Origin of the sequence: Albirhodobacter sp. R86504 (assembly GCF_042466415.1) — a bacterium.
In the GTDB taxonomy this organism is placed as follows: domain Bacteria; phylum Pseudomonadota; class Alphaproteobacteria; order Rhodobacterales; family Rhodobacteraceae; genus Albirhodobacter.
Genome location: NZ_JAXHCH010000002.1, coordinates 1,330,807 through 1,353,239, shown reverse-complemented (window position 1 = coordinate 1,353,239; position 22,433 = coordinate 1,330,807). Strand labels below are relative to the sequence as shown.

21 protein-coding genes are annotated in these 22,433 nt (G+C 61.5%); 9 read left to right on the top strand and 12 right to left on the bottom strand.

Annotated elements, in window-relative coordinates; genetic code table 11:
* Positions 1-48: 48 nt before the first annotated feature.
* From SJY32_RS08550 to SJY32_RS08530, 5 genes are all read right to left on the bottom strand, one after another.
* On the bottom strand, positions 49-426 hold the full coding sequence (locus SJY32_RS08550; protein WP_376873857.1) for an ArsR/SmtB family transcription factor: 378 nt from the start codon (positions 424-426) through the stop codon (positions 49-51).
* A gap of 4 nt (positions 427-430) precedes the next feature.
* Positions 431-955 (bottom strand): hypothetical protein, encoded by a 525-nt coding sequence (locus tag SJY32_RS08545; RefSeq protein ID WP_376873855.1) that lies wholly within the window; start codon positions 953-955, stop codon positions 431-433.
* A 52-nt stretch (positions 956-1,007) separates the two neighbouring features.
* A complete protein-coding gene (locus tag SJY32_RS08540; protein ID WP_376873853.1) occupies positions 1,008-1,280 on the bottom strand; it encodes a hypothetical protein in 273 nt (90 codons plus the stop codon).
* 138 nt (positions 1,281-1,418) lie between these two features.
* On the bottom strand, positions 1,419-2,000 hold the full coding sequence (locus SJY32_RS08535; protein WP_376873851.1) for a TIGR02281 family clan AA aspartic protease: 582 nt from the start codon (positions 1,998-2,000) through the stop codon (positions 1,419-1,421).
* A gap of 74 nt (positions 2,001-2,074) precedes the next feature.
* Positions 2,075-2,704: a MarC family protein gene (locus SJY32_RS08530; RefSeq protein ID WP_376873849.1), complete on the bottom strand. Its 630-nt coding sequence runs from the start codon at positions 2,702-2,704 to the stop codon at positions 2,075-2,077.
* Between the two features lie 275 nt (positions 2,705-2,979).
* Here SJY32_RS08530 and tatA point away from each other — a divergent pair, with 275 nt between their 5' ends.
* The 4 genes from tatA to SJY32_RS08510 all read left to right on the top strand — a co-directional run bounded on the left by tatA (position 2,980) and on the right by SJY32_RS08510 (position 5,665).
* Positions 2,980-3,195, top strand: a complete 216-nt coding sequence (gene tatA, locus SJY32_RS08525; RefSeq protein ID WP_376873847.1) for a twin-arginine translocase TatA/TatE family subunit — start codon at positions 2,980-2,982, stop codon at positions 3,193-3,195.
* Positions 3,196-3,312: 117 nt separating this feature from the next.
* Positions 3,313-3,957: a Sec-independent protein translocase protein TatB gene (tatB, locus tag SJY32_RS08520; RefSeq protein ID WP_376873845.1), complete on the top strand. Its 645-nt coding sequence runs from the start codon at positions 3,313-3,315 to the stop codon at positions 3,955-3,957.
* Positions 3,954-4,820 carry a twin-arginine translocase subunit TatC gene (gene tatC, locus SJY32_RS08515; RefSeq protein ID WP_376873843.1) on the top strand — a complete coding sequence of 289 codons (867 nt, stop codon included), beginning with the start codon at positions 3,954-3,956 and terminating at the stop codon, positions 4,818-4,820. Before tatB ends, tatC begins: the two co-directional genes overlap by 4 nt.
* 47 nt (positions 4,821-4,867) lie before the next feature.
* On the top strand, positions 4,868-5,665 hold the full coding sequence (locus tag SJY32_RS08510; protein ID WP_376877650.1) for an ATP-binding protein: 798 nt from the start codon (positions 4,868-4,870) through the stop codon (positions 5,663-5,665).
* Positions 5,666-5,742: 77 nt separating this feature from the next.
* On the opposite strand, the gene SJY32_RS08505 is transcribed toward SJY32_RS08510, so the two are convergent.
* The 6 genes from SJY32_RS08505 to gltX form a co-directional block, all read right to left on the bottom strand.
* Positions 5,743-6,939: a peptidoglycan DD-metalloendopeptidase family protein gene (locus SJY32_RS08505; protein WP_376873841.1), complete on the bottom strand. Its 1,197-nt coding sequence runs from the start codon at positions 6,937-6,939 to the stop codon at positions 5,743-5,745.
* A gap of 85 nt (positions 6,940-7,024) precedes the next feature.
* On the bottom strand, positions 7,025-7,723 hold the full coding sequence (locus SJY32_RS08500) for a protein-L-isoaspartate(D-aspartate) O-methyltransferase (protein WP_376873839.1): 699 nt from the start codon (positions 7,721-7,723) through the stop codon (positions 7,025-7,027).
* Positions 7,720-8,508: a 5'/3'-nucleotidase SurE gene (surE, locus tag SJY32_RS08495; protein WP_376873837.1), complete on the bottom strand. Its 789-nt coding sequence runs from the start codon at positions 8,506-8,508 to the stop codon at positions 7,720-7,722. The genes SJY32_RS08500 and surE overlap by 4 nt, the downstream gene beginning before the upstream one ends.
* A 141-nt stretch (positions 8,509-8,649) precedes the next feature.
* Positions 8,650-9,354, bottom strand: a complete 705-nt coding sequence (locus SJY32_RS08490; protein WP_376873835.1) for an SDR family NAD(P)-dependent oxidoreductase — start codon at positions 9,352-9,354, stop codon at positions 8,650-8,652.
* 265 nt (positions 9,355-9,619) lie between these two features.
* Positions 9,620-10,912, bottom strand: coding sequence for a citrate synthase (gene gltA / locus SJY32_RS08485; RefSeq protein WP_376873833.1), 1,293 nt, complete (start codon positions 10,910-10,912; stop codon positions 9,620-9,622).
* Positions 10,913-10,989: 77 nt separating this feature from the next.
* Positions 10,990-12,390, bottom strand: a complete 1,401-nt coding sequence (gltX, locus tag SJY32_RS08480) for a glutamate--tRNA ligase (protein WP_376873831.1) — start codon at positions 12,388-12,390, stop codon at positions 10,990-10,992.
* Between the two features lie 82 nt (positions 12,391-12,472).
* Between gltX and SJY32_RS08475 the strand changes: the two genes are divergently transcribed.
* The 4 genes from SJY32_RS08475 (at position 12,473) to trpE (ending at position 19,855) form a co-directional block, all read left to right on the top strand.
* Positions 12,473-14,914 carry a ComEC/Rec2 family competence protein gene (locus SJY32_RS08475; RefSeq protein ID WP_376873829.1) on the top strand — a complete coding sequence of 814 codons (2,442 nt, stop codon included), beginning with the start codon at positions 12,473-12,475 and terminating at the stop codon, positions 14,912-14,914.
* Between the two features lie 197 nt (positions 14,915-15,111).
* Positions 15,112-16,296: an aminotransferase gene (locus SJY32_RS08470; protein WP_376877647.1), complete on the top strand. Its 1,185-nt coding sequence runs from the start codon at positions 15,112-15,114 to the stop codon at positions 16,294-16,296.
* Between the two features lie 189 nt (positions 16,297-16,485).
* Complete coding sequence (locus tag SJY32_RS08465; RefSeq protein WP_376873827.1) at positions 16,486-18,339, top strand: SurA N-terminal domain-containing protein; 1,854 nt, start codon at positions 16,486-16,488, stop codon at positions 18,337-18,339.
* A gap of 10 nt (positions 18,340-18,349) precedes the next feature.
* Complete coding sequence (gene trpE, locus SJY32_RS08460; RefSeq protein ID WP_376873825.1) at positions 18,350-19,855, top strand: anthranilate synthase component I; 1,506 nt, start codon at positions 18,350-18,352, stop codon at positions 19,853-19,855.
* A 76-nt stretch (positions 19,856-19,931) separates the two neighbouring features.
* Here the strand turns inward: trpE and SJY32_RS08455 are convergent, their stop codons facing one another.
* Positions 19,932-21,521 (bottom strand): divergent polysaccharide deacetylase family protein, encoded by a 1,590-nt coding sequence (locus SJY32_RS08455; protein ID WP_376873823.1) that lies wholly within the window; start codon positions 21,519-21,521, stop codon positions 19,932-19,934.
* Positions 21,522-21,833: 312 nt separating this feature from the next.
* Between SJY32_RS08455 and SJY32_RS08450 the strand changes: the two genes are divergently transcribed.
* Positions 21,834-22,427, top strand: coding sequence for an anthranilate synthase component II (locus tag SJY32_RS08450; protein ID WP_376873821.1), 594 nt, complete (start codon positions 21,834-21,836; stop codon positions 22,425-22,427).
* Positions 22,428-22,433 lie beyond the last annotated feature (6 nt).

The following is a 22,433-nucleotide window of genomic DNA, read 5'->3' as shown; positions in this document are numbered from 1 at the left end:
GGGCGCGTGTCACATTCACGCGCCATGTGGTCGCCGCAAGCGCGGGAGTTAGTGAGCGCCGTCTTCGCGGCCGCTGAAAATTTCGCATAAAGTTTCGAGAAGGCGTTTGGTTCGCGGATCTTCAATTGCGTAGAAGATCACCTTGCCTTCGCGGCGCGTGGCCACCAGCCCATCGCGCCGTAGACGGGCGAGTTGCTGGCTGACGGCCGCTTGGCGCAAGGCAACCAGGCGCTCAAGTTCCGAGACCGATTTTTCGCCCTCCGACAATTGGCATAAAATCATCAGCCGGCCGTTATGCGCCATTGCCTTCAACAAGGCCGCCCCCTCGGCGACATCGCTTTTGGGAAAAAGCTTCTCGGGTTTGAGCGAGCAGGCCGAAACGTGCGGCGTGTCAGGGTCGGTCATCGGTGGATCGTGATCGTCCATAGGCCTATGCCTCTTGCGTAACGGCGTCTTGAAGCGCCTGCCAAAATCTCTTTTTGCCAGAAAATCCGAAAATCCGTCTTGTTTCAATGCCGTCTCGCAGGACAAGGAATGTCGGTGTGGCATTGGGGCGCGCGCCGATTACAATTCCCTCCGGCCAGTTGCCTTGATGGATATCGACGCGGATGAGAGGGATTTCTGGCGCGGTTTGCGCGTAAATCGGGCCGACCTCCCGCAAGAAACTGGCGCAGCCCGCACATCCGCGTTGTTCCACCATAATCACCTGATAGGCGCCGCCGGGCTTGGGCGTGATGACAGGCGGCGTGACGAGAGGCGCTGCCGCCGCGTGCAAGGGTTTGAGCACAACCGCCCCAAGCGCGAGCGCCAATGCGCCGAGCGCCGACCTGCGCCGGATGAGACCGGACCCTGTGAGCGGGCGGATATAAACGTTTTTATCTGCGCAGATGTTATTTTTATCGACTTTTTCAATCATCATGGAAGTCAGCGTATCGCGCGCTTTTAAACGCCGCAAATCAGCGATCCGTGATCAATATAAAAAACGCCGAAATGGGAGGGGGTGGTGTTTAGGCCGCCGATCGGTCCGAGGTGTTTGCGGTGACCTCTCGCGCCACGATGGGGGTTTCAGGGGCGGTGAACGGCGCCGGTGCTGAGGTGTGGACGCCCTCGGATAGGCCGCCCAATGCGCGTTCCTCTGCAAGGCGTCCGGCTTCGGCCATGGCTTTGGCCTCGACACGCGTTAGGGGCTGCCCCGCCTTGGCTGCGCCACTGCGATGATAGACCTCGACAACGATTGCGACGGTGATAACCGCGAGGGCGAGCATATCGAAGCTGGGCATGGTCTGGTCATCCTTCCGAGAATCCAAGGGTCTAGGTTTTAAGTCTCGTCAGTAAATGTGGCGCAATCAAGGCAACCTTAGGTTGTTTTGCCGTCCGCAGGCGCGGGACGGCTGCGCGATACCGCTTGCGCAGTTGGGCTAAGGTTCGAGAATTAAGCGCCCTTGCTCGAAAGACACTTTGGCAAAGCGCTGCAAATACGCCATGCCCAAAAGCGATCCGCCCATCTCACCCTCATTCACCATGGCCCGAATGTTGAGCGCGGTATCCTCGCCCAGTTCAAACCGGTCGATTCGGACGGGCGCGATTGCGACGGTGCCATTCGCGGTTTGCGCGCGGCCAACGTAGACGAGGCCGCTCGGGTCGAGCCCGATGCGCTCGGCGTCGCGCGCGCTCATCACGATGTCGCTCGCGCCGGTGTCGACCATGAAACGCACGGGAACGCCGTTTAGTTCGGGCGTCACATAATAATGGCCGTCGCGCGCCATCGGAATTTCGATCCGCCCGCCCTGCGCGACACTCGCCTGCGGTGAGAGCATCCCGCCCTTCATCTGATCCCAAAGCGCGGCGCCAGCAGCGACTGCGAGAAAAATCAGACCCCAAGCGATAAGATTGCGCGTGCCGCGGGCCGGCGAGCGCACCACTTCCACGACAACATAGCCGCCCAATGCGATCAGAAGCACGACGAAGTAAATCAGGCTCGGGATTTGGTCATTGGTCACGGGAACGCTCTCACTTGTGGCGATATGCGTTTTAGATAGGGGCGCGGGGGCGGATTGTCACCCTCGCGGCGCGATCAGGCCGCACCGCCCCAAAGCCCTGTGCCCATCAACCCGTCGATCACAAACTGAATCGCGAGCGCGGCCAGCAACATGCCCAAAAGCCGTGTCACGACCAAAGTGCCGGTTCTGCCCAAGGCGCGCTCAATTCCGTTGGCCATGAAAAACAGGGCCAGCACGCAGGCGAGAACGAGGAGCATCACGCCTTGCACCGCGAATTGCCCTGCGATGCCTTCTGCCTTGTCGCTCAACAGAATCATCGTCGCGATTGCGCCCGGTCCTGCGATCAGGGGCGTCGCGAGCGGGAAGACCGAAGGGTCATCGTGGTGATCCGCGTTCGCGCCTTGCTCCTCGCGGCGCTCGGTGCGACGTTGGAATAGCATATCGAGCGCGGTCAGGAATAACAAAACGCCGCCCGCGATGCGGAACGCGGGCATCGAGATCCCGATGGCGCGCAAAAGGCCGTCCCCGAAAATCGTAAAGATCGAGAGGACAATCGCGGAAATCACAACCGCCCGAACACCGATCCTGCGCCGTTCTTGGGCCTTCATCCCCTGCGTGAGCGCCACGAAAATCGGCGCGAGACCAATCGGATCAACGATCACGAAAAGCGTCGCAAAAGCGGTGACGAAGCTTGCTAAATCCATGGGTCGTCGCCTTTTGTGTCACTCGGAGAAGCGGGGGATCGCGCAAAGCGACGCCCTGCGTATCGTGAAGTTTGCGGCGCTACACTACCGTGCAATCGGAAGCCTCGCCATAGGGGCGAGCGGTGGTTTTCTCGGTTTTCCGAGGGAAATTAGCGCAAATTTCCCGTGATCTCGTCGAATCGGGCTTTGAATGCGGCGCAGACACGCTTACTTGTTAGACGGAATGTAGAGCGCTGGCCCGCGCAGGGCGGCTATGCGCGTTTCTGGAGTGGACAATGCTGAACAATATCGGCCTTCCTGGCCTTCTTCTGATCGCCGTCGTGGTACTCGTGCTCTTTGGGCGCGGCAAGATTTCGTCTCTCATGGGGGAAGTCGGCAAGGGAATCACCGCTTTCAAAAAAGGCGTGAAAGAGACCAATGACGAGATCGAAGACGGCAGCGCAACGAAAGCGCAAGACGTCACCCCCGCAGCAGAAAAAGACAAAGCCTGACGGTATCGGGTCCGGTGCGATACCGGACCCTTTGTTTTCCTGAATTCTTTGTTTCCATCGACGCGCGGCGGCGCGTTTCAGGCTGTTGACGCTATGCGCGTCTGAGGACGGAACCCCATGTTTGACATCGGTTGGAGTGAGCTTTTGGTGATTGGCGTGGTGTCGCTGATCGTGGTGGGTCCGAAGGATCTGCCCGGAATGTTCCATTCGCTCGGGCGGATCACCGCCAAGGCGCGGTCGATGGCGCGGGAGTTTTCGCGCGCCATGGAAGACGCCGCCGATACCAGCGGAATGCGGGACGCTGCCAAAGATTTCAAGGATTTGACCTCGAAGAAATCCTTGGGTCTCGACAAGCTCGAGACGGTTGCCTCCAATTTCGAGAAATGGGAGCCGAAACTCCCGTCAGGTTTGAAGCCGCCAGCGGGGGCGCCCACGCTTCAGCCTGATCCGGATGCGCCAAAGCCCCCACCCATCGCGGATGAGGCCGCTGCGGATGCGGCGGACGCTGCGTCGAGCGCGCCCGAACCGACCGCCGCCGCGACCAAGACCGACACCGTGAAAGCTGCGGCCCCCAAGGCGGCCAAGACGTCCGAGACAAGCACACCGAAAGCGGCCGGCAAAGCCTCCATCAAGCCCTCGGCCAAGTCATCCGCTAAGCCCACCGGAAAAGCCGCGACCAAGAGCGGCGCGAAAGCGGCCGCAAAACCATCCGCGAAAGCCTCTGCCAAAGCAGCGGCCAAGACCTCTGGGGATAAAGAATGAGCGCCGAAAATATGGACGATAGCGCCGCGCCGTTGATCGAACATCTCACCGAATTGCGACAGCGGCTGATTTATTCGGCGATCGCCTTCATCATCGCGATGGTCTTTTGCTATACGTTTTGGAAGCCGGCTTTCTTCTTCCTGACTGAACCTGTCTGTGACGCTCTCGCGACGCGCGGACAAGATTGCGCGCTATCGCTCATCAAGATGCAAGAAGGCTTCTTCACGGCGATCAATATATCCTTCCTCGGCGGTTTCGCGTTGTCGTTCCCCGTCATTGCCTATCAGCTTTGGCGGTTCGTCGCGCCGGGCCTTTACCGCAATGAGAAGGGGGCGTTTTTGCCATTCCTGATCGCATCGCCCTTGATGTTTCTCGCGGGTGCGGCCTTTGCGTATTACGTTATCTTGCCGCTTGCGTTTAACTTCTTCCTCAGCTTCCAACAGGGTCCCGTCGCCAATGGCGCTAGCCCGACTGAGGCGGGGCAGGAATTGCAGCGCGTCGGCATTTTGTTCCAAGGCTCGATGGAGGAATACCTCGGCCTGACAATCAAATTCATCATGGCGTTCGGCCTGTGCTTCCAGCTTCCGGTTTTGCTCTCCTTGATGGGCAAGGCAGGCTTGGTGTCGGCGCGTGGTCTTGGCAGCGTTCGCAAATATGCGGTTGTGGCCATCTTGGTCCTCGCCGCTCTGGCCACGCCGCCCGATGTCATCTCGCAAGCAATTCTCTTCGTTGTGGTTTACGGGCTTTATGAGGTGTCGATCCAGATCGTTCGCCGTATCGAGATCAACCGCGAGGCGCGGATGCGCGCGGATGGCACTTGGGTGGATGAGGACGAGGATGAAGATCCGGAGGTCAAGCCGTGAGTTCGCTTGACGACCCGCTGATCCGTATCGCGCAGGCTTTGGAGCGGATGTCCCCCGCGCCGGAGCCTACCCCCGATCTGACCAAAGCCGATGCATTCATCTGGCACACGGGGCCGGACAGGCTGGAACCGATCGCGCAGGTCTCGCGCGTGGATATCGAGGTGTTGCACGGTATTGACCGCGCTCGCGATACGCTGATGGCAAATACGTTGCAATTCGCGCGCGGCGCTGCGGCGAATAACGCGCTGCTTTGGGGCGCGCGCGGGATGGGGAAAAGCTCGCTGGTGAAGGCGGCCCATGCTGCGGCCGTGGCGGAGGGCTTACCCCTGAAATTGGTTGAGCTTGCCCGCGAAGACCTGCCGTCGGTTGCGCGGCTTTTGGCGCATCTTCGCAACGCGCCCACGATGCGATTTGTGCTGTTTTGCGACGATTTATCGTTCAGCCATGACGACCAGCATTACAAATCGCTCAAAGCCGTTTTGGACGGCGGGATTGAGGGGCGCCCGTCGAATGTCATTCTCTACGCGACCTCCAATCGTCGTCACTTGATGCCGCGCGACATGATCGAGAATGAACGTTCCTCTGCGATCAATCCGTCAGAGGCGGTTGAGGAGAAGGTGTCGCTTTCGGATCGGTTCGGGCTTTGGCTCGGGTTCCACCCCTGCACACAGGACGAATACCTCACAATGATTGATCGGTATTGTGCGGCTTACGGTGTGCAGGTTGACCCAGAGGATCTGCGCGCGCAGGCGATTGAATGGCAAGCGACGCGCGGATCGCGGTCCGGCCGTGTCGCGTGGCAGTTCTTCACCGATCTTGCAGGACGTCGCGGGATCGCCGTCTAGGGCGCGCGCGACAGGGACCACAAACGCAAAACGCCCGCTTTTGAAAAGCGGGCGTTTTGTTATTCAAGTAGCGTGTTTCACTGAAGATATGGCATCGGATCGACGCTTTCGAAGCCCTTGCGCACTTCGAAATGCACGAAGCCCGGATCGCTGGCGCGGGCTTTCGCAATGGTCTGGCCTTTGGTCACGCTCGCGCCTTTGGCGACCGTAATTCCGTCGATATTCGCATAGACCGTCAGCAAGCCATCGGAGTGACGCAGAACAAGAATTGGCACTTGTTCGGTATCTTTGGTGATGGCGGCCACGGTTCCGGCCTCGGCGGCTTGCACGGCTGTGCCTGCGCTCGCCGCGATATCGATCCCATCGTTTTTCGATTTCACGTAAGGCCGGATGATCGAACCTGACACGGGCATCTGCATCCGGGCGGCGGTCGTCGCTTTGCTCACCGAGGCGCCCAGATCGGGGGCGGGCGGTGTGGCGACGGGCGTCGCGGCGGAGATGGTTTTCTCATCCGGCAGGGGGGTCGCGGCGGAGGGCGGTGTCGGCGTGACGCTGGCCGATCCGGGGACATTCGCGCTGGCGATTGCATCGGTGTTGCGCGCGGCGAGCGGGATCAAAAGGATCTGCCCCTCACGGACGCTAAGATCCTGTGGCAGCCCGTTGTAATCCGCAATCGTCTTCACGTTCACATTGTAATAGCGCGCGATGGAATACGCAGTCTCGCCGCGTGCGACAGGGTGTTGCACGGGTTCGTTGCCCGTCGGCGCGGCGGCGATTGGCGTTGCCGCACCTCCCTCCGCACGGTTGATCGCATTGCCTGCGAGGGTCGTGATATCGATGGATTCCGTCGCGATCGCCGAACTGCCCGCAACGCCGCCCGCGATAGGCATCGTGCCGCCGCCCACATTGGTTGGCAGGACAAGGATCTCGCCCTTCGCCAAGGGCGTGTTTACGTCGAGTGCGTTCTTCGCCGCCAGCGTGGCGGGCGCGATGCCCAGACGCTGCGCGATGGCGCCGACGGTCTCGCCGCTGCGCGCTACGGCAACTTGATACGTCGGATAGGTGATCACGCCACGCGCATCGGGCTCGGGGCGCTTGCTCGCGGCGTTTTGCGCAGCGGAGCTGGTATCAAATCCGATCTTGGAGAATTTCCGCAGGTCAAGATCCACACCGCCATCCGAGCAGCCCGCCAAAGCGAGGGCGGTGAGGCCGAGCGCCGCGAATTTCACAGCGCGACGGGAAGGCTGGGGGCGCGGGAAACGGGTGGGTGTCATGGCTCTATCCTCTCGGTTATGTGCGGGGCCTGTTGCTGTCGGCCCCTTCAGTCTCGTCATCAAAATGCCCCACGGCGGGGCGGGGTCATTCAGTTGCAGTTCCCTCGACCAGCGGCACGAACCGCACCGGACGAAGCTCCTCATAGTCGAGCCCGCTTTGGGTTTTGCGGACACGGATCAGGCTTTGCACGGTGTCGGATTGCCCGACAGGCACCACCATAATACCGCCGATCTTGAGCTGCGCCAAGAGTGGCCCCGGAGGATCTTCGGCGGCGGCGGTGACGATTATGCGATCAAACGGCGCTTGATCGGGCAAACCATGCGACCCGTCCCCCGCAAGCGTCACGATATTGGTCAAATTCAGCGCGCGGAACAGCGCATCCGCATCCCGCACAAGGCGACGATGCCGGTCGATCGTATAGACCCGCCGCGCGATCTGGCTCAATATCGCGGCCTGATATCCAGATCCGGTGCCGATCTCCAGCACCGTGTCACGCGGCCCAAGTTCCAACGCCTGCGTCATGAGGCCAACAACGGAGGGTTGCGAGATCGTCTGCCCGCAGCCGATCGGCAGGGGCATGTCCTCATAGGCGCGCTCGGCAAAAAGTCCCTTCACGAATAGCCCTCGATCGACGCGCTCCATCGCCTCGAGAACCTTCGCCTCGATCACGCCTTTTGACCGTAGCGCGAATAAAAACCGCATCTTTCGCTCGGCGAGATCCTCGGCGTTCAAGGGGGGTAAGGGCGTTGCATCCCCTTGCGACGAAGGGCGGCGTTCGGTCATGTGAGGCGGGCCTCAAGATCGCTGAGCACGTCATGCGCCGTAAGATCGGCGCGCATCGGCGTGACGGAGATATACCCGTCGAGATTCACGGCCGCGTCAGTGCCCGGCGCGGTGGGCGCGTGCTGATAGCCACCCTTCACCCAAAGGAACTTGCGCCCCGAAGGGGAGAGCTGCGCCTCGATGCCGAAATTCGTGTCGCGGCGATACCCTTGAGCGGCGACCTTCGTTCCCTTCACCTCCGACGCGGGGAGCGGCGGGAAATTCACATTGTAGAACACGCGGTAATCGCCATCATCCCAAATGCCGTGATCGAGAAGTTTGCGGATCAAAGGCGCCCCGTGCACCTTCGCGGCCTCAAACATTGTCGCTTCATCGGCATTGTTCTTGGGGCCGATATAGGCCGAGAGCGCGATCGCGGGCAGGCCTTGTAAAGCCGCCTCCATCGCGCCGCCTAACGTGCCCGAATAAAGCGCGTTTTCCGCTGAGTTATTGCCCCGATTGACGCCCGACAGCACCAGATCAGGCCGGTTGTCTTTCATCACGTCGTACAGGCCCGCCAAAACACAATCCGCAGGGCTCCCCTCGGCGGCGAAGCGGCGGGGGCTCAGCTCTGCGATCATCGTGGGGTGGGTGTAGGAAATACAATGCGCGACGCCCGATTGTTCAAAAGCAGGCGCCACAGTCCAGACTTCGCCGGAGGGGCCTGCGATCTCGGTCGCGATGGCGTGGAGGATGGCAAGGCCGGGGGCGTTTATGCCATCGTCATTGGTGATGAGAATGCGCATGGATCCCTCGGAATTACCTGTTTATCCGTGCTTACCTTGCGCATCGTCAGGCGTAAAGCTCTGTGCCACAATTCCTCGGGTTACGGCGCATCTTTCCCCCTCGAAGGCCCAAAATTCGTGCCGCTTGCGGCAGCATCGGACTTATATCAAGGCCGCCAAACGGGCCGCCTCGTCGCGGCACGGCGTCAGCGGCGCGCGATCTTCGCCCGGGAAGAACCGCGCTCGCACAGCCGTAGCCATCGGCGCGGGTGTCTCGATCAACACCCGTGGCCCGACTTTTACCGCCTCTGCCTGCCAGCTGCGCGCGAGGGCAATCTGGGCGGCTTTGGTTGAGCCATAGGCGCCGAAGAATTTCTGGCCGCCGCGCGGATCGTCAAAGAACATCGCCGTGCCTTTTGCGGCGAGCAACAGAGGTTCCAGCACACCCACAAGATGCATCGTTGCCTTGATGTTTGTGTCGGTTGAGCGATTGATATCTTTTTCCGCCAAGTGCCCAGCAGGCGAAAGCGGCGCAGCATAGACTGCGGTATGAACCCAAAGGCCCAAACCGCCCCAGCGCGCATGGATGGAGGCCGCCAGATGCGCCATAGCGGCGGGATCGGTGACATCCATCGGCGCAAGCGTGGCCGAGCCGCCCTTGGCTTGGATGCGGTCATCCAATTCTTCCAACGCGCCGGTGGTGCGCGCAACGCAAAGCACATGCCAGCCGCGCGCGGCGAGCTCTTCTGCCATCGCAGCCCCAAGTCCGCGCGACGCACCCGTGATCAATGCGAGACGTTCTGGCGGAACGCTGCTTGATGGAGAGGTCTGTGGCGCGGCGGCGGGGGGGAGGTGATCGGTGCTCATGCGCGAACTCATGCCAGAGCCCGAGACCGCGCGCAAGTGACTCGAGAGCGCATCGGGCGCCGGTGTCGAGCTTGCGGCGGCCCGATTTTCCCGGCCCATAAAGACGAAGCTCCGGCACGATCCCCCGACCTTACCCTCTGTGACCTTGCCCGCCCTGATAGTGCCCGCCCTCATGCGCGCCCCGTCATGCGCCTGACGTGATGCCCCTATGGCAAAAAGGCCGGAGGTTTCCCCCCGGCCTTCCTAAAATACTTCAAGCGAAAACTTAGCGCTTGGTAACATCCGTGTATTCGCGCGCGGTCGCACCCGCGTAAAGCTGACGCGGACGGCCAATTCTGCCTGTCGGATCGCCGATCATCTCTTTCCACTGCGAGATCCAGCCAACGGTGCGCGAGAGCGCGAAGATCGGCGTGAACATCGATGTCGGGAAGCCCATGGCTTCCAGGATGATGCCCGAATAGAAATCGACATTCGGATAGAGTTTCTTCTCGACGAAATACGGATCCTCGAGTGCGATTTTCTCGAGCTCTTTCGCGACTTGCAAAAGCGGGTTGTTGTGAACGCCGAGCAGTTCGAGAACCTCGTCCGCCGACTCTTTCATCACCTTCGCGCGCGGGTCGAAGTTTTTGTAAACGCGGTGGCCAAAGCCCATCAGACGGAACGGATCGTTCTTGTCTTTCGCGCGCGCAACAAATTCCGGAATGCGGTCAACCGACCCGATTTCACGCAGCATTTCCAAGCAGGCTTGGTTTGCGCCGCCATGCGCAGGGCCCCAAAGGCAAGCGATACCTGCCGCGATGCAAGCGAACGGGTTTGCGCCCGACGAACCCGCCAAACGCACTGTGGAGGTGGATGCGTTTTGTTCGTGATCGGCGTGCAGCGTGAAGATCAGATCCATCGCTTTGGCGAGCGCGGGTTCGACTTTGTATTGTTCCGCGGGAACCGAGAAGCACATGTGCAAGAAGTTGGATGCGTAATCCAGATCGTTGCGCGGGTAAACGAAGGGCTGACCCACCGAATACTTATACGCCATCGCCGCAATCGTTGGGAGTTTAGCGATCAGACGCATGGAGGCGACTTCGCGCTGCCACGGATCGGTGATGTCCAAGCTGTCGTGGTAGAAGGCCGACATCGCGCCAACCACGCCCACCATCGTCGCCATGGGGTGGCTGTCGCGGCGGAAGCCGCGGAAGAAGTTGTGGACTTGTTCGTGCAGCATCGTGTGGCGCGTCACGCGGTTTTCGAAATCGGCCAGCTCGTCAGCCGTTGGCAATTCGCCGTTCAGCAACAGATAGCACACTTCAAGGTAATGCGAATGCTCTGCCAGTTGCTCGATCGGATAGCCCCGATACAGCAATTCGCCCTTGTCGCCGTCGATATAGGTGATCGCGGATTCACATGCCGCGGTGGAGGTAAAGCCGGGGTCGTATGTGAATACGTCGCCTTGCGCGTAGAGTTTGCGAATGTCGATGACATCCGGGCCGACGGTCGGGGAAAGGATCGGAAGTTCGATCGTTTTCCCGTCAAAGGTAAGCGTCGCGGTTCTGGTATCAGCCATTGCAGTCCCTCATATTTGATCCGGCGAGGCCACGCCGGGAATGTTCCAGCCGGTTTCCCGGGGAAGGCGGCCGGGCCTCAGGCCGCCTGATCTGTGATACGGGCGAGGGTCTCCTCCCTGCCCAAAACCAGCATCATATCGAAGACGCTAGGGGTCGCGGCACGCCCTGCCAGCGCCGCACGAAGCGGGCCCGCAAGCTTTCCAAATCCGATGCCATGGGCTTCGGCGACACTATTGGCAACAGCCTCCAGCGCGTCACGGGTCCAGCTAGCACTTTGCAGCTGCGGCGTCAATTCTGTCAGTATACCACGGGATACATCGTCGAGCGCCTTGGCCGCTTTTTCATCAATGTCCAGCGGACGACGAGCCAAAGCAAATCGCGCCTTTTCAAGGAGTTCCGGGAAAGTCTTCGCGCGTTCTTTGAGGCAATAGAGACCATCGGCCAAATATGTGCGCTGCTGCACATCCAGCGGCTCTGCGTGCGTCGCAGCAAGAAACGCCTCAATTTCAGGCAGCAGATCCGAGTCCTGCGCCGCAGCGATATGTTGGCCACAGATATTTTCGAGCTTTTTGAAATCCAGTCGCGCCGGTGAACGGCCGATTCCATCGAGGTTGAACCACTCCAAAGCCTGCGCATCGGTGAAGAATTCGTCATCACCGTGCGACCAGCCAAGCCGGTTCAGATAATTGCGCATCCCTGCGGCGGGATAGCCCATGAGTTGATATTCTTCCAAGCCGACCGCGCCGTGACGTTTGGAAAGCTTTTTCCCATCCGGCCCGTGGATGAGCGGGATATGCGCAAAGACCGGCACATCCCAGCCCATGGCGTTATAGACCTGCACCTGCCGCGCGGCATTGGTGAGGTGGTCATCCCCGCGGATGACGTGGGTCACGCCCATATCGTGATCATCAACGACGACAGCCAACATATATGTCGGCGTACCATCGGATCGTAAACAAACCATGTCATCGAGCTGGTCGTTTTTGAAGGTAACGTCGCCTTGCACCTGATCGTGGATCACGGTCGCGCCCTCGGTTGGGGCTTTTAGGCGGATGACAAAAGGCGCGTCGGGATGGGTTGCGGGATCGGCATCGCGCCACGGGCTTTTGTACATCGTCGATGTGCCGGCCTCGCGGGCGGCTTCGCGGAAGGCTTCGATCTCGTCTTGCGTCGCAAAGCACTTATAGGCGTTGCCACGTGCGAGCATCTCGCGGGCAACTTCGGCGTGGCGCTCACGGCCTTCGAACTGGCTGACGGGCTCTCCGTCGTAATCAAGGCCGAGCCACGCCAGACCTTTCAAGATTGCCGCGGTCGCGGCGGGGGTGGAACGTTCGCGGTCGGTATCTTCGATGCGCAGCAAGAATTTCCCGCCGCGTCCGCGCGCGTAGAGCCAGCTGAACAGCGCGGTGCGCGCGCCGCCGATATGAAGATAGCCGGTGGGCGAGGGGGCGAAGCGGGTGACGACTTGCTGGGTCATAGGGGGGCGTTAACCTTTCGGAAACCATGTTGGGCGTAGGGTTCGAGCCGATGCATAAGGCGCGGATGGCGGAGAAACAAGCGTGGCGAACGGGCGTGAGGAGGAGGAGGACGATCTTTGGCGCGGGATTGCCCCGCTGAGCCTGTCGCACGCGGGGCATGAACCCGCGCTAGGTTTGCCCACGCCCGCCGCGCAGAGTGGGGCGCAAAATGGGCCGCACAGTGGGGCGCATTCGCACGGGATGACATCGCAATGGGCGCAAGCGATTGGCGGGCCTGCACTTGCCCGGATGCGCGCGGCCGCCCAACGCCTCGCGCCTCGTGCCCTGACATCCGTCTTTGGCGGGATCATGGCGCCCGCGCAGGCCCTGCAAGCGGCGCGTCGCGATCTCATGCTGTGGTTGCCGATCTGGCTCTCGGTTGGGATCGGTTTGTGGTTTGCCGCGCGCGCAGAGCCAACCGCCGAGCATTACTGGACCGTGGCTGGGGTAGGTCTCGCGAGCCTCGCGTTTTGTAGCCTGCGCGCGCGGGATGCCCAGTTTGTGTGGCTCGCCTTCGCGGCGCTTTGCGTTGGCTTTTTGCTGACGGGGTGGCGCGCGCATCAGGTCGCGGCGCCCGCGCTTCAATTTAGATATTACGGCGCGGTTGAAGGCCGGATCGTGGCGGCGGATCGCTCTGGCTCGGATAAGATCCGGCTTACGCTGGATCAGTTGCGGATTGATCGGATCGCGCCGGAAAATACACCTGAGCGGGTTCGGATATCGTTGCAAGAACCGCCCGGCGAGGGCGCGCAGGCGTGGCTATCGCCCGAGCCGGGCCAGCGCGTGATGCTAACCGCGCATCTGATGCCATATAACGGGCCCGCCCAGCCGGAGGGCTATGATTTTCGCCGTCACGCGTGGTTCGAGAGGATCGGGGCCGTCGGCTATACCCGTACACCTGTTTTATTGGCCGCGCCTCCCGACGCGCAAGATTGGCCTATGGCGGCGCATCGGTTCCGCATGTCGATTTCGCGCGCGATCCAAGAGCTGCATCCAGATCAGGCGGGCGCGATGGCGGCGGCGCTTCTTGTGGGCGATAGGGCGGGCATCACATCCGCAACCAATGAAGTTATGCGCGCGTCCAACCTTTTTCATATTATCGCCATCTCAGGCTTGCATATGGGGATGCTGACAGGGTTCGTCTTTGCTGCGCTCAACGCGGCGATTGCCCTCATTCCCTGGCTCTCGCTGCGCGTTTCAGGCCGCAAGGTCGCGGCATTCGGCGGGATTGTCGCGGGCACGATTTATCTCTGGATTTCTGGCGGATCTGTTGCGACAGAGCGCGCGTTTGTTATGACGACTGTCATGCTCTTGGCGGTGCTGCTTGATCGACGCGCGCTGAGCCTTCGGACGGTTGCGATGGCGGCCTGCCTGATTTTGATCTTTACACCGGAGGCGCTCGTCTCGCCTGGGTTCCAGATGTCTTTCGGCGCGACAGTGGCGTTGATTGTGATGGCGGGGCCTTGGTCGAGACGGGCGCGCAAACTGCCGCCCATCCTGCGGCCCGTTTTGCTTTTGATTGCGACCTCTTTCATCGCCGGATTGGTGACCGCGCCGATTGCGGCGGTGCATTTCAATCGCATGGCGGAATACGGCGTGCTGGCCAATCTTTTTGCGGTGCCTGTGATGGGCACAATCGTCATGCCTGCTGGCGTGATTGCGGCGGTGCTTGCGCCTGTTGGCCTCGCGGCGCCTGCGCTTTGGGTGATGACGAAGGGGACCGCGTGGATCATTTTCGTCGCACAAACGGTTGCGGGGTTTGAGGGGGCGGTGACGGCAATCCCGACGCCAGCAGGGTGGGTGTTGCCGGTGATGACGATGGGCGCTCTGATGTGCATCCTTGCGCGCGGTTTCGCGCGGAGCTGCGGTGTTGCGGCGCTGGCGGTGGCGTTTTTCGCCTGCTCGCAGGTCACGGTGAATGCGGTGTTGATTGCATCAGAAGGCGAGCTTGTCGGGGTCATGACGCCTCAGGGGCGGGCGTTGTCGAAGAACGGTGCGCAGTTCGTAGCGACAAGTTGGCTTGATGCGGACGGCGATGCGAGCCCCGTCGACCTTGCGGCGGCGCGCGATGGCTTTACGGGGCCAAACAGCGCGCGCAGCATCCGCTGGCGCGGGCATGAGATTGTGCATCTTACGGGGAAATCCGCGCCAGAGCGCCTCGCGGAGATCTGCACGCGGGGCCGGATTGTCGTGATTAAAGCGCGGATCGCCCGCGAGGATCGCGCCGGTGACTGCTTGCTCGTCGATCAAAACCTGCTGCGTGAGACTGGGTCAATTGCGCTCAACCCGTTGCGGGGGGATGCCGAAAGTGGTGAGGGCGATGCGCGCCAAACCGGCCCTGCGATGCCGCCCCGCGATGGCGGTGACCGCAGCGAGACCAGTGATGCGGCGCAATTCGCTGAACATGCGCGCCGCGCGGGATTTTCCGTTACGACAGCGAAGGACGCGGTGGGGGCGCGTTTGTGGACGGGGCAGAGCAATTGAAGCAGGGCGGGGTGGCTACTGTCCGTCCGGCGCGATCTTCGCTCGGGCGCGATGTCCGGTTGGCGCGATGGGGGTGAAGGGCGCTTGCAACCGGCGAAGGTCTCTGGTGATCTACGGCCAACCAAGGAGACAAAATGCTGCCAGACACCCCTCGCGACCCCGCTCACCCGCGCAATGAGACCGCGGGTGCGCCGCAAATGCGCGCCCTCCGGCCGCTCAATCCTGCAATGGCGGAGACATTCTTGCCGCCCGTGATGGAGGCGCGTCGCTGGCTCGAGGGGGTGACATTCACGCCTGAGCGCCCCTTGATCAATGTCTCGCAAGCAGCGCCGGTCGATTCGCCGCCATTGCCGTTGCGTGAAGCGATCGCAGATGCGGCGCTGAACGATCCGCAGGCGCATCTTTATGGCCCTGTCTTGGGGATGGGAGAGTTGCGCGCGGAGCTCGCGGCGCAGTGGTCAACCGCTTACGGCGGCGAGATCAGCGGCGATCAGGTCGCGATTACGCAAGGTTGCAATCAGGCATTTTGCGCGGCTTTGTCGAGTTTGGCAGGGGCGGGGGATGAAGTCATTCTGCCAAGCCCTTGGTATTTCAATCATAAAATGTGGCTGGATATGGCGGGGGCGAAAACGGTTCCGTTGAAATGCGGTGAGGGGATGATCCCCGATCCGCAGGCTGCCGCCGCGCTGATCACGCCCAAAACCCGTGCGATCGTTCTGGTGTCGCCGAACAACCCCTGCGGTGCGGAATACCCGCCTGAGATCATGCGCGCCTTCCTTGAGCTGGCGCGCGCCCACGGGATTGCGTTGATCGTCGACGAAACCTACCGCGATTTCGATAGCCGTTCGGGCGCGCCCCATGACCTGTTTGCGGACCCCGATTGGGCGGATACGTTGATCCATCTCTATTCCTTCTCAAAGGCTTATCGTCTGACGGGGCACCGTGTGGGGGCAATCGTTGCAGGGCGTGAGCGTCTGATGCAGGTGGAGAAGTTCCTCGATACGGTTGCCATTTGCCCCAATCAGCTTGGCCAGATCGCGGCGCTATGGGGGTTGCGGAATTTGGGCGATTGGGTCGCGGGGGAGCGGGCCGAAATCCTTCGGCGCCGAGCCGCGATGATTAGGGGCGTTGAGGGGCTGGAGGGGTGGAAGCTTCTGGGCTGCGGCGCGTATTTTGCGTATCTTCAACATCCCTCTGCGCTCGCATCCAACGCGTTCGCACGCAGTTTGGTGCGTGACGCGGGCGTTCTGCTGCTGCCGGGGACGATGTTCACGCCCGCGGGTGATGCGGACGGCGCACGGCAGGTGCGGGTCGCATTTGCCAATGTCGATACGGATGGCATTGGCGCGTTGATGGGGCGTTTATCCCAGATCCAAAGGTAAGCGGCGCGGGGTCTTGCGGCGAGCGGCGGTGAGGCCCTCGCACGCCAGACGCGCTCGCGGGCGAGGCGGGCGGGGGGAACCACGCTGCGCTCACGCGATCGCGTCACGCTGTGGGCGCGGCAAGCCTTGCCCACACCTGTCATTCCGCCTAAACACACGTTCAAACGCCTATTCTCGGGAGGAAATCCGATGTCGAGCAGCCTGCGCAGCCATGGCAAGAAAACGGTCTTTTGGATCTTGATGGGGATGTTGATCCTCGGGCTTGGCGGCTTCGGCGTGACCAATTTCGGCGGCAGCTTGCGGTCAATCGGGTCAGTCGGGGAAACCGAAGTGTCGGTCGATCAGTTCGCGTCCTCATTGCAGGGCGAAGTACGCGCCCTGTCGGAACGCATGGGCCAGCCGCTGTCCATGGCGCAAGCGCGTGAGTTCGGCGTGGACCGTCTTGTGCAGGCGCGTTTGTTCGCCGCCGCTGCCGTCGACGAGCAGGCACGGATCATGGGCGTATCTGTCGGCGACGGGGATGTGCGCGACCAGATCCTCGCGACGCCGAGCTTCCAAGATCCGACGGGGAAATTCGATCGCGAAACCTACAAGCTCGCGCTGCGCCAGCAGGGCCTCACCGAGGCGGAATACGAGGCACAGATTCGGGCAGAGTCGGCCCGCGCGATTGTGCAAGCGGCCGCGATCGGCGGCGCGCCAGCCCCCAAAGCGATCATTGATCGCTACATCGCCTATATCGGTGAGGCGCGCGGCGTCACAACTGCCCGTATTACGGCGGCTGATCTGACGGACGCGCTGCCCGAGCCGCAAGAGGCCGATTTGCAAGCCTATTACGAGGCGCATCCCGAGGATTTCACCAGCCTTGAGACCCGCAAAATTACCTATGCCTATGTGACGCCAGAGATGATCGTCGATACGATTGAATTGGACGAGGCCGCATTGCGCGAGGTGTATGAGGCGCGCAGCGCCGAGTTCCAGCAGCCCGAGCGCCGCTTGGTCGAGCAGCTCGTCTACCCTGATGCAGATAGCGCGGTTGCCGCTAAAGCCGCCTATGATGCGGGTGAGAAAACCTTTGCCGAGCTTGCGGCGGATCGTGGTCTTGCGCTGACAGATGCTGATCTGGGCGAGGTGACCAAAGAGGAGTTGGGGGGCGCCGGTGAGGCGGTCTTCGCCCTTGAGGAACCTGAAGTTGTTGGCCCGATCGATACGGATCTTGGCCCTGCGCTGTTCTCGATGAATGCGATTTTGGAAGCGCGCAACGTGACCTTCGAGGAGGCGCAAGAGGAGCTCGCAGGGGAGGCGCGGATGGACCGCGCGCGCCGCGTTATTCTGGATAATTCGTTGATCTATGAGGATGAATTGGCCGGCGGCGTGACGTTGGAAGAAATTGCGGATCAGACCGATCTCGTTTTGGGCACAATTGATTACACCGCCGAGACGCAAGACGACATCGCCGCCTATCAAGCCTTCCGCGAAGTCGCGGATGAGGTGACGGCCTCCGATTTCCCTGAGTTGAAAGAACTGGAGGACGGCGGCGTCTTCGCTTTGCGCCTCGATGCAATTGAGGAGCCAAGCCTTTTGCCGCTGGAGGATGTGCGCGAAGACGTTATCGCGGCGTGGCGGGCGAATGCCTTGCAAGAGGCGCTTTTGGCCCAAGCCCAAGTCGGGATCGCCGCGTTGGAAGGCGGGGCGAGCTTTGCGGACGCAGGCTTTGGGGACACCAAGGACTACCAGCTAACGCGCGGGATCTTCATCGAGGATCTGCCCGATACTGCAATTACGGCGGCCTATTCGCTGTCGGGCGAGGGGAAGGCTTCGGCGGTTGCGGATGGCACGAATGTGGTGATCGTCCAACTCAACGCGATCATCCCCGCAGATCAAAATGACACCGTCGGCGAGCAATTGACCACATCGGTCAAGGACCAGTTGAGCCAAGGGCTTGGTCAGGATCTGTTCGAATATTACGCGCGCGCCGCACAAGCAGAGGCGGGGGTCAAACTTGATTCCGCTGCTGCTGAAGCGGTGATGACGCAGCTTCAGTGAGGGCGTCGAAATGGTCGCGTTGAAACCATCGTTTGAGGCGTTCGAGAAGGCATGGGCACGCGGGGAGAATCAGCTTGTCTACGCCCACCTCGCCGCGGATCTCGATACGCCCGTGTCGTTGATGCTGAAACTCGCGGATGCGGGTAAGAATGCGTTCATGTTTGAATCGGTCACGGGCGGTGAGCTGCGCGGGCGCTATTCGATGATCGGGATGAAGCCCGATGTGATCTGGCGTACCCATGGTGAACAAGCCTCGATCAACCGTCAGGCCCGCTTTGACGAGACTTTCACCGATCTGGAGGGGCATCCGTTCGAGAGCCTGCGTGCGCTGATCGCTGAAAGCCGGATCGATATGCCGGAGGATCTCCCCGCCGCGGCGGCGGGATTGTTTGGTTATCTTGGCTATGACACGATCCGTCTTGTAGAGAATTTGCCCAATGTGAACCCCGATCCGCTCGGGGTGCCGGATGCGATCTTGATGCGGCCAACGGTGGTGGCGGTTCTTGACGGGGTGAAGGGCGACGTGTCGCTCTGCTCGCCCGCGTGGTTTGTCGAGGGGCTTTCGGCCCGCGCGGCCTATGCGCAAGCTGCGGAGCGCGTGATGGATTCCCTGCGCGATCTTGATCGTCAGCCCAGCGAGCCGCGCGAGCTGTCGGAAACCGCGCAAGTGGGCCCGATGGTGTCGAATTTCACGCCCGACGGCTACCGCGCCGCGGTGGAGAAGGCGAAGGATTACATCCGCGCGGGCGACATTTTCCAAGTGGTCCCCGCACAGCGTTGGACGGCAGATTTCCCTGTTCCCCCCTTTGCGCTCTACCGCAGTTTGCGCCGGACGAACCCGTCCCCCTTCATGTTCTATCTGAACTTCGGCGGGTTCCAGATCGTGGGCGCGAGCCCCGAGATCCTCGTGCGTCTGCGCGAGAACGAGGTGACGATCCGGCCCATCGCGGGCACGCGCAAGCGGGGCGAGACGGAGGAGGAAGACCGCGCGTTGGAGCGCGATCTGTTGTCCGACAAGAAGGAACTGGCTGAGCATCTCATGCTGCTGGATCTGGGTCGCAATGATGTGGGCCGCGTGGCACGCATTGGCACGGTGCGGCCGACCGAGAAGTTTATCATCGAGCGCTATAGCCATGTGATGCATATTGTCTCGAACGTCGTCGGGCAGCTAGCGTCGGGCGAGGATGCCTTGTCGGCCTTGCTCGCAGGGTTGCCGGCGGGCACGGTTTCGGGCGCGCCAAAGGTTCGGGCGATGGAGATCATCGACGAGCTGGAACCTGAAAAGCGCGGCATTTACGGCGGTGGTGTCGGCTATTTTGCGGCCAACGGCGAGATGGATATGTGCATCGCGCTGCGCACGGCGGTCGTGAAGGATGAGAAGCTCTACATCCAAGCGGGCGGCGGTGTCGTATTCGATAGCGATCCGCAGGCGGAGTTCGAGGAAACGGTCAATAAATCAAACGCCTTGCGCAAAGCGGCGGAAGATGCGGGACGGTTTGTGCGCCGCAATAGCTGAGCCAGTCAACGCAATCTAAAACCAAAGGCGGACCGCGAGGCCCGCCTTTTTCATGCGTCAAACCGCAGGCCGCAAGCTACATCCCGCTCAGCGCCAAAGCAGACACGGGCGCGAGGGCGATATCCTTATCGCGCGAGGGCTCCCATGTGAGTAAGCCCGAGAGGCTTTCAGGCCAAGCCGAGAGCATCACAGCAACTGCGCCGTCTTTGCTGGCCTCAAAGCCGGCGCGGCCCAACATCCGTTCGATGACGGGGGCTTTTTCGCGGCCATCGTCAATCACACGCCAGATCTTTGTATGCGGCACGCCTTCCTTCTCGGCGAGTTGCTCCGCCGCGTTCAGACCGCCCGATTGCGTGATAAGGCCGAGCCCTTCGCGCGCGAGGATCTTGACCAAGCCTTGCGACAAAAGCCGGTTGGTTTGCAAAACCGGCTGCGCGGGCTCAACGATTGCGATTGCTTCGGGGATGATCTGCCTCCATGCCTCAACGGCGACTTCGAGATCCTGTTCGGTCGCGCCCTCGGGCAGGCTGGAGGCGAGGATCGCGACTTCAAACCCCGCCGCGCGGTAGGTTTCTGCATCGGCTTGGGCATCAGGACGGGTCGGATCAATCGCGAGCGTGACGGGAAAGCCGATGGTTTTCAATGTTGCGGGATCGAGGCCTCCGGCCTTCGCCCCTGGATCAACGAGCACAACCGAATAAAGCGGCGTGCTGCCCGTGACTGCGAAGGGCAGGGCATAGGCTTGAACGGGCGGTAGGGCCTCGGGAGAAAGAACATCAATCGTGGCAGGCGCGTCAGGGGTGCCAGCCTCGCCGATGCTGGGCAGACGCCCCAAAGTGACATTGCCCGAGTTTTGGAAGCCCGTCGCCGGGCGACCGGCAGGGGCGCTCGGCTCATCCAAAACGATAACGGCAGGGGCATCGGGCACCGTGGGAGCATCGGGCGGGGGCGCATCTTGGGGCATCATGCTGTCAGGCGCGGTGGCGCCATCCGCGACAATCGACGATTCCGGCGAGGGCGAAGGTGGGGTTATCACTGGCGGAGCATCGGCGCGTTGGGGCGCGGTCTCGGCTTGGGCCGGCGGTGCGGTCGTTGGGCGGGCAGATTGTGACGGCGCGGGGAGCGCCGCAATCTGATCGGGGGCAAGATCGGTGTCTGGCGCAGGGTCAACAAAAGTTCCGTCCGCCGAAGGCAGACCCAGAGCAGGCGCGATCGCCTCGCCAGGAGGGGGGACGGGGATCGGGGATTCGCCCTCGATCGGGTGTTGCAAGGCGGCCGTCGCCGCAGGGGGCGCGGTGGGAGTCTCAGGCGCATCGGACGCGTTGGGTTTTGCATCCGGGTCCGTTTCAATCGCGGGGCTTGCCTCTTTCACAGGCGGCTTGACCGCCACAGGGCCGGTCGGGGTTCGCAAAGGTTCGGTCGTTTGGGGGGGGACCACTGCCGCGCTCGGCCCCTTGCCAAATTCGCTATCCTCTGGTGGCGGGGTGATCGCCGCCTCCAGTCCCTGTGTTGCGGACGTTTGGGGGGCGCGCGATGTTTCGGGCGGCGGCGCCATCAGCGAGACGCCGCCCAAGGCCAGCGCAGAGACGACAAGCCCTGCGCCCAAGCCGCCGACGATGCCGCCAGCCGTGCCGCCAGCGTTCCTGCCGATACTTGATTTCGTCATTCTGCCCGACCTCATAAATTCTTATCACGTTTATCTTTGACGGTGACGCGCGCTTCGCCTTTTGAAAAGCTCTCAGGGCAGCACCCGCGCCATGGCCCGCTAATACTCTGGAAACATTACCCCCCGCGATGATAATTGTCCAAACCCATCGCAGCAGTCCCATCCCCGTGCAGCAGGGCGCGTCCGATCCACATCTTGCGCGCGATGCGCGGCCATCATGCCTTGACCCGCCTGAGCTCTCAGCCCATGTATAGCCGGATAAAACGCGCGGTTCATCCCTTTTAATCCGCGCAAAAAGCGGGAATCCGGCCGATGCTACTCTTGATCGATAACTACGACAGTTTCACTTACAACCTCGTTCACTATTTCGGTGAACTGGGGGCGGATGTGCGGGTGGTGCGCAATGATGCGATCAACGTGCAAGAGGCGATGGGGATGGGGGCGGAGGCGATTGTGCTGTCACCAGGGCCCTGCGATCCGGCGCAGGCTGGCATTTGCCTGCCCCTGACCATGGCCGCGTTTGAGGCCGATGTGCCGCTCTTGGGCGTTTGCTTGGGGCATCAAACGATTGGTGAGGCGTTTGGCGGCAAGGTCGTGCGCGCGGGCGAGATCGTGCATGGCAAAATGGGCCAGATCCATCACGCCAATCAAGGTGTCTTCAATGGCCTACCAACCCCGTTCGAGGCGACGCGTTACCATTCCCTGATCGTCGAGCGTGCGACACTGCCCGATTGTCTGGAAGTCACGGCTTGGTTGGAAGATGGCATGATCATGGGCTTGCGCCACAAAGAAAAATTGATCGAAGGCGTGCAGTTCCACCCCGAATCGATCGCATCCCAGCACGGTCATCAGATGATCGGCAATTTCCTCAAGGAGGCAGGCGTCTCTTTGAAGACCCCTGCGTGAAGGAGA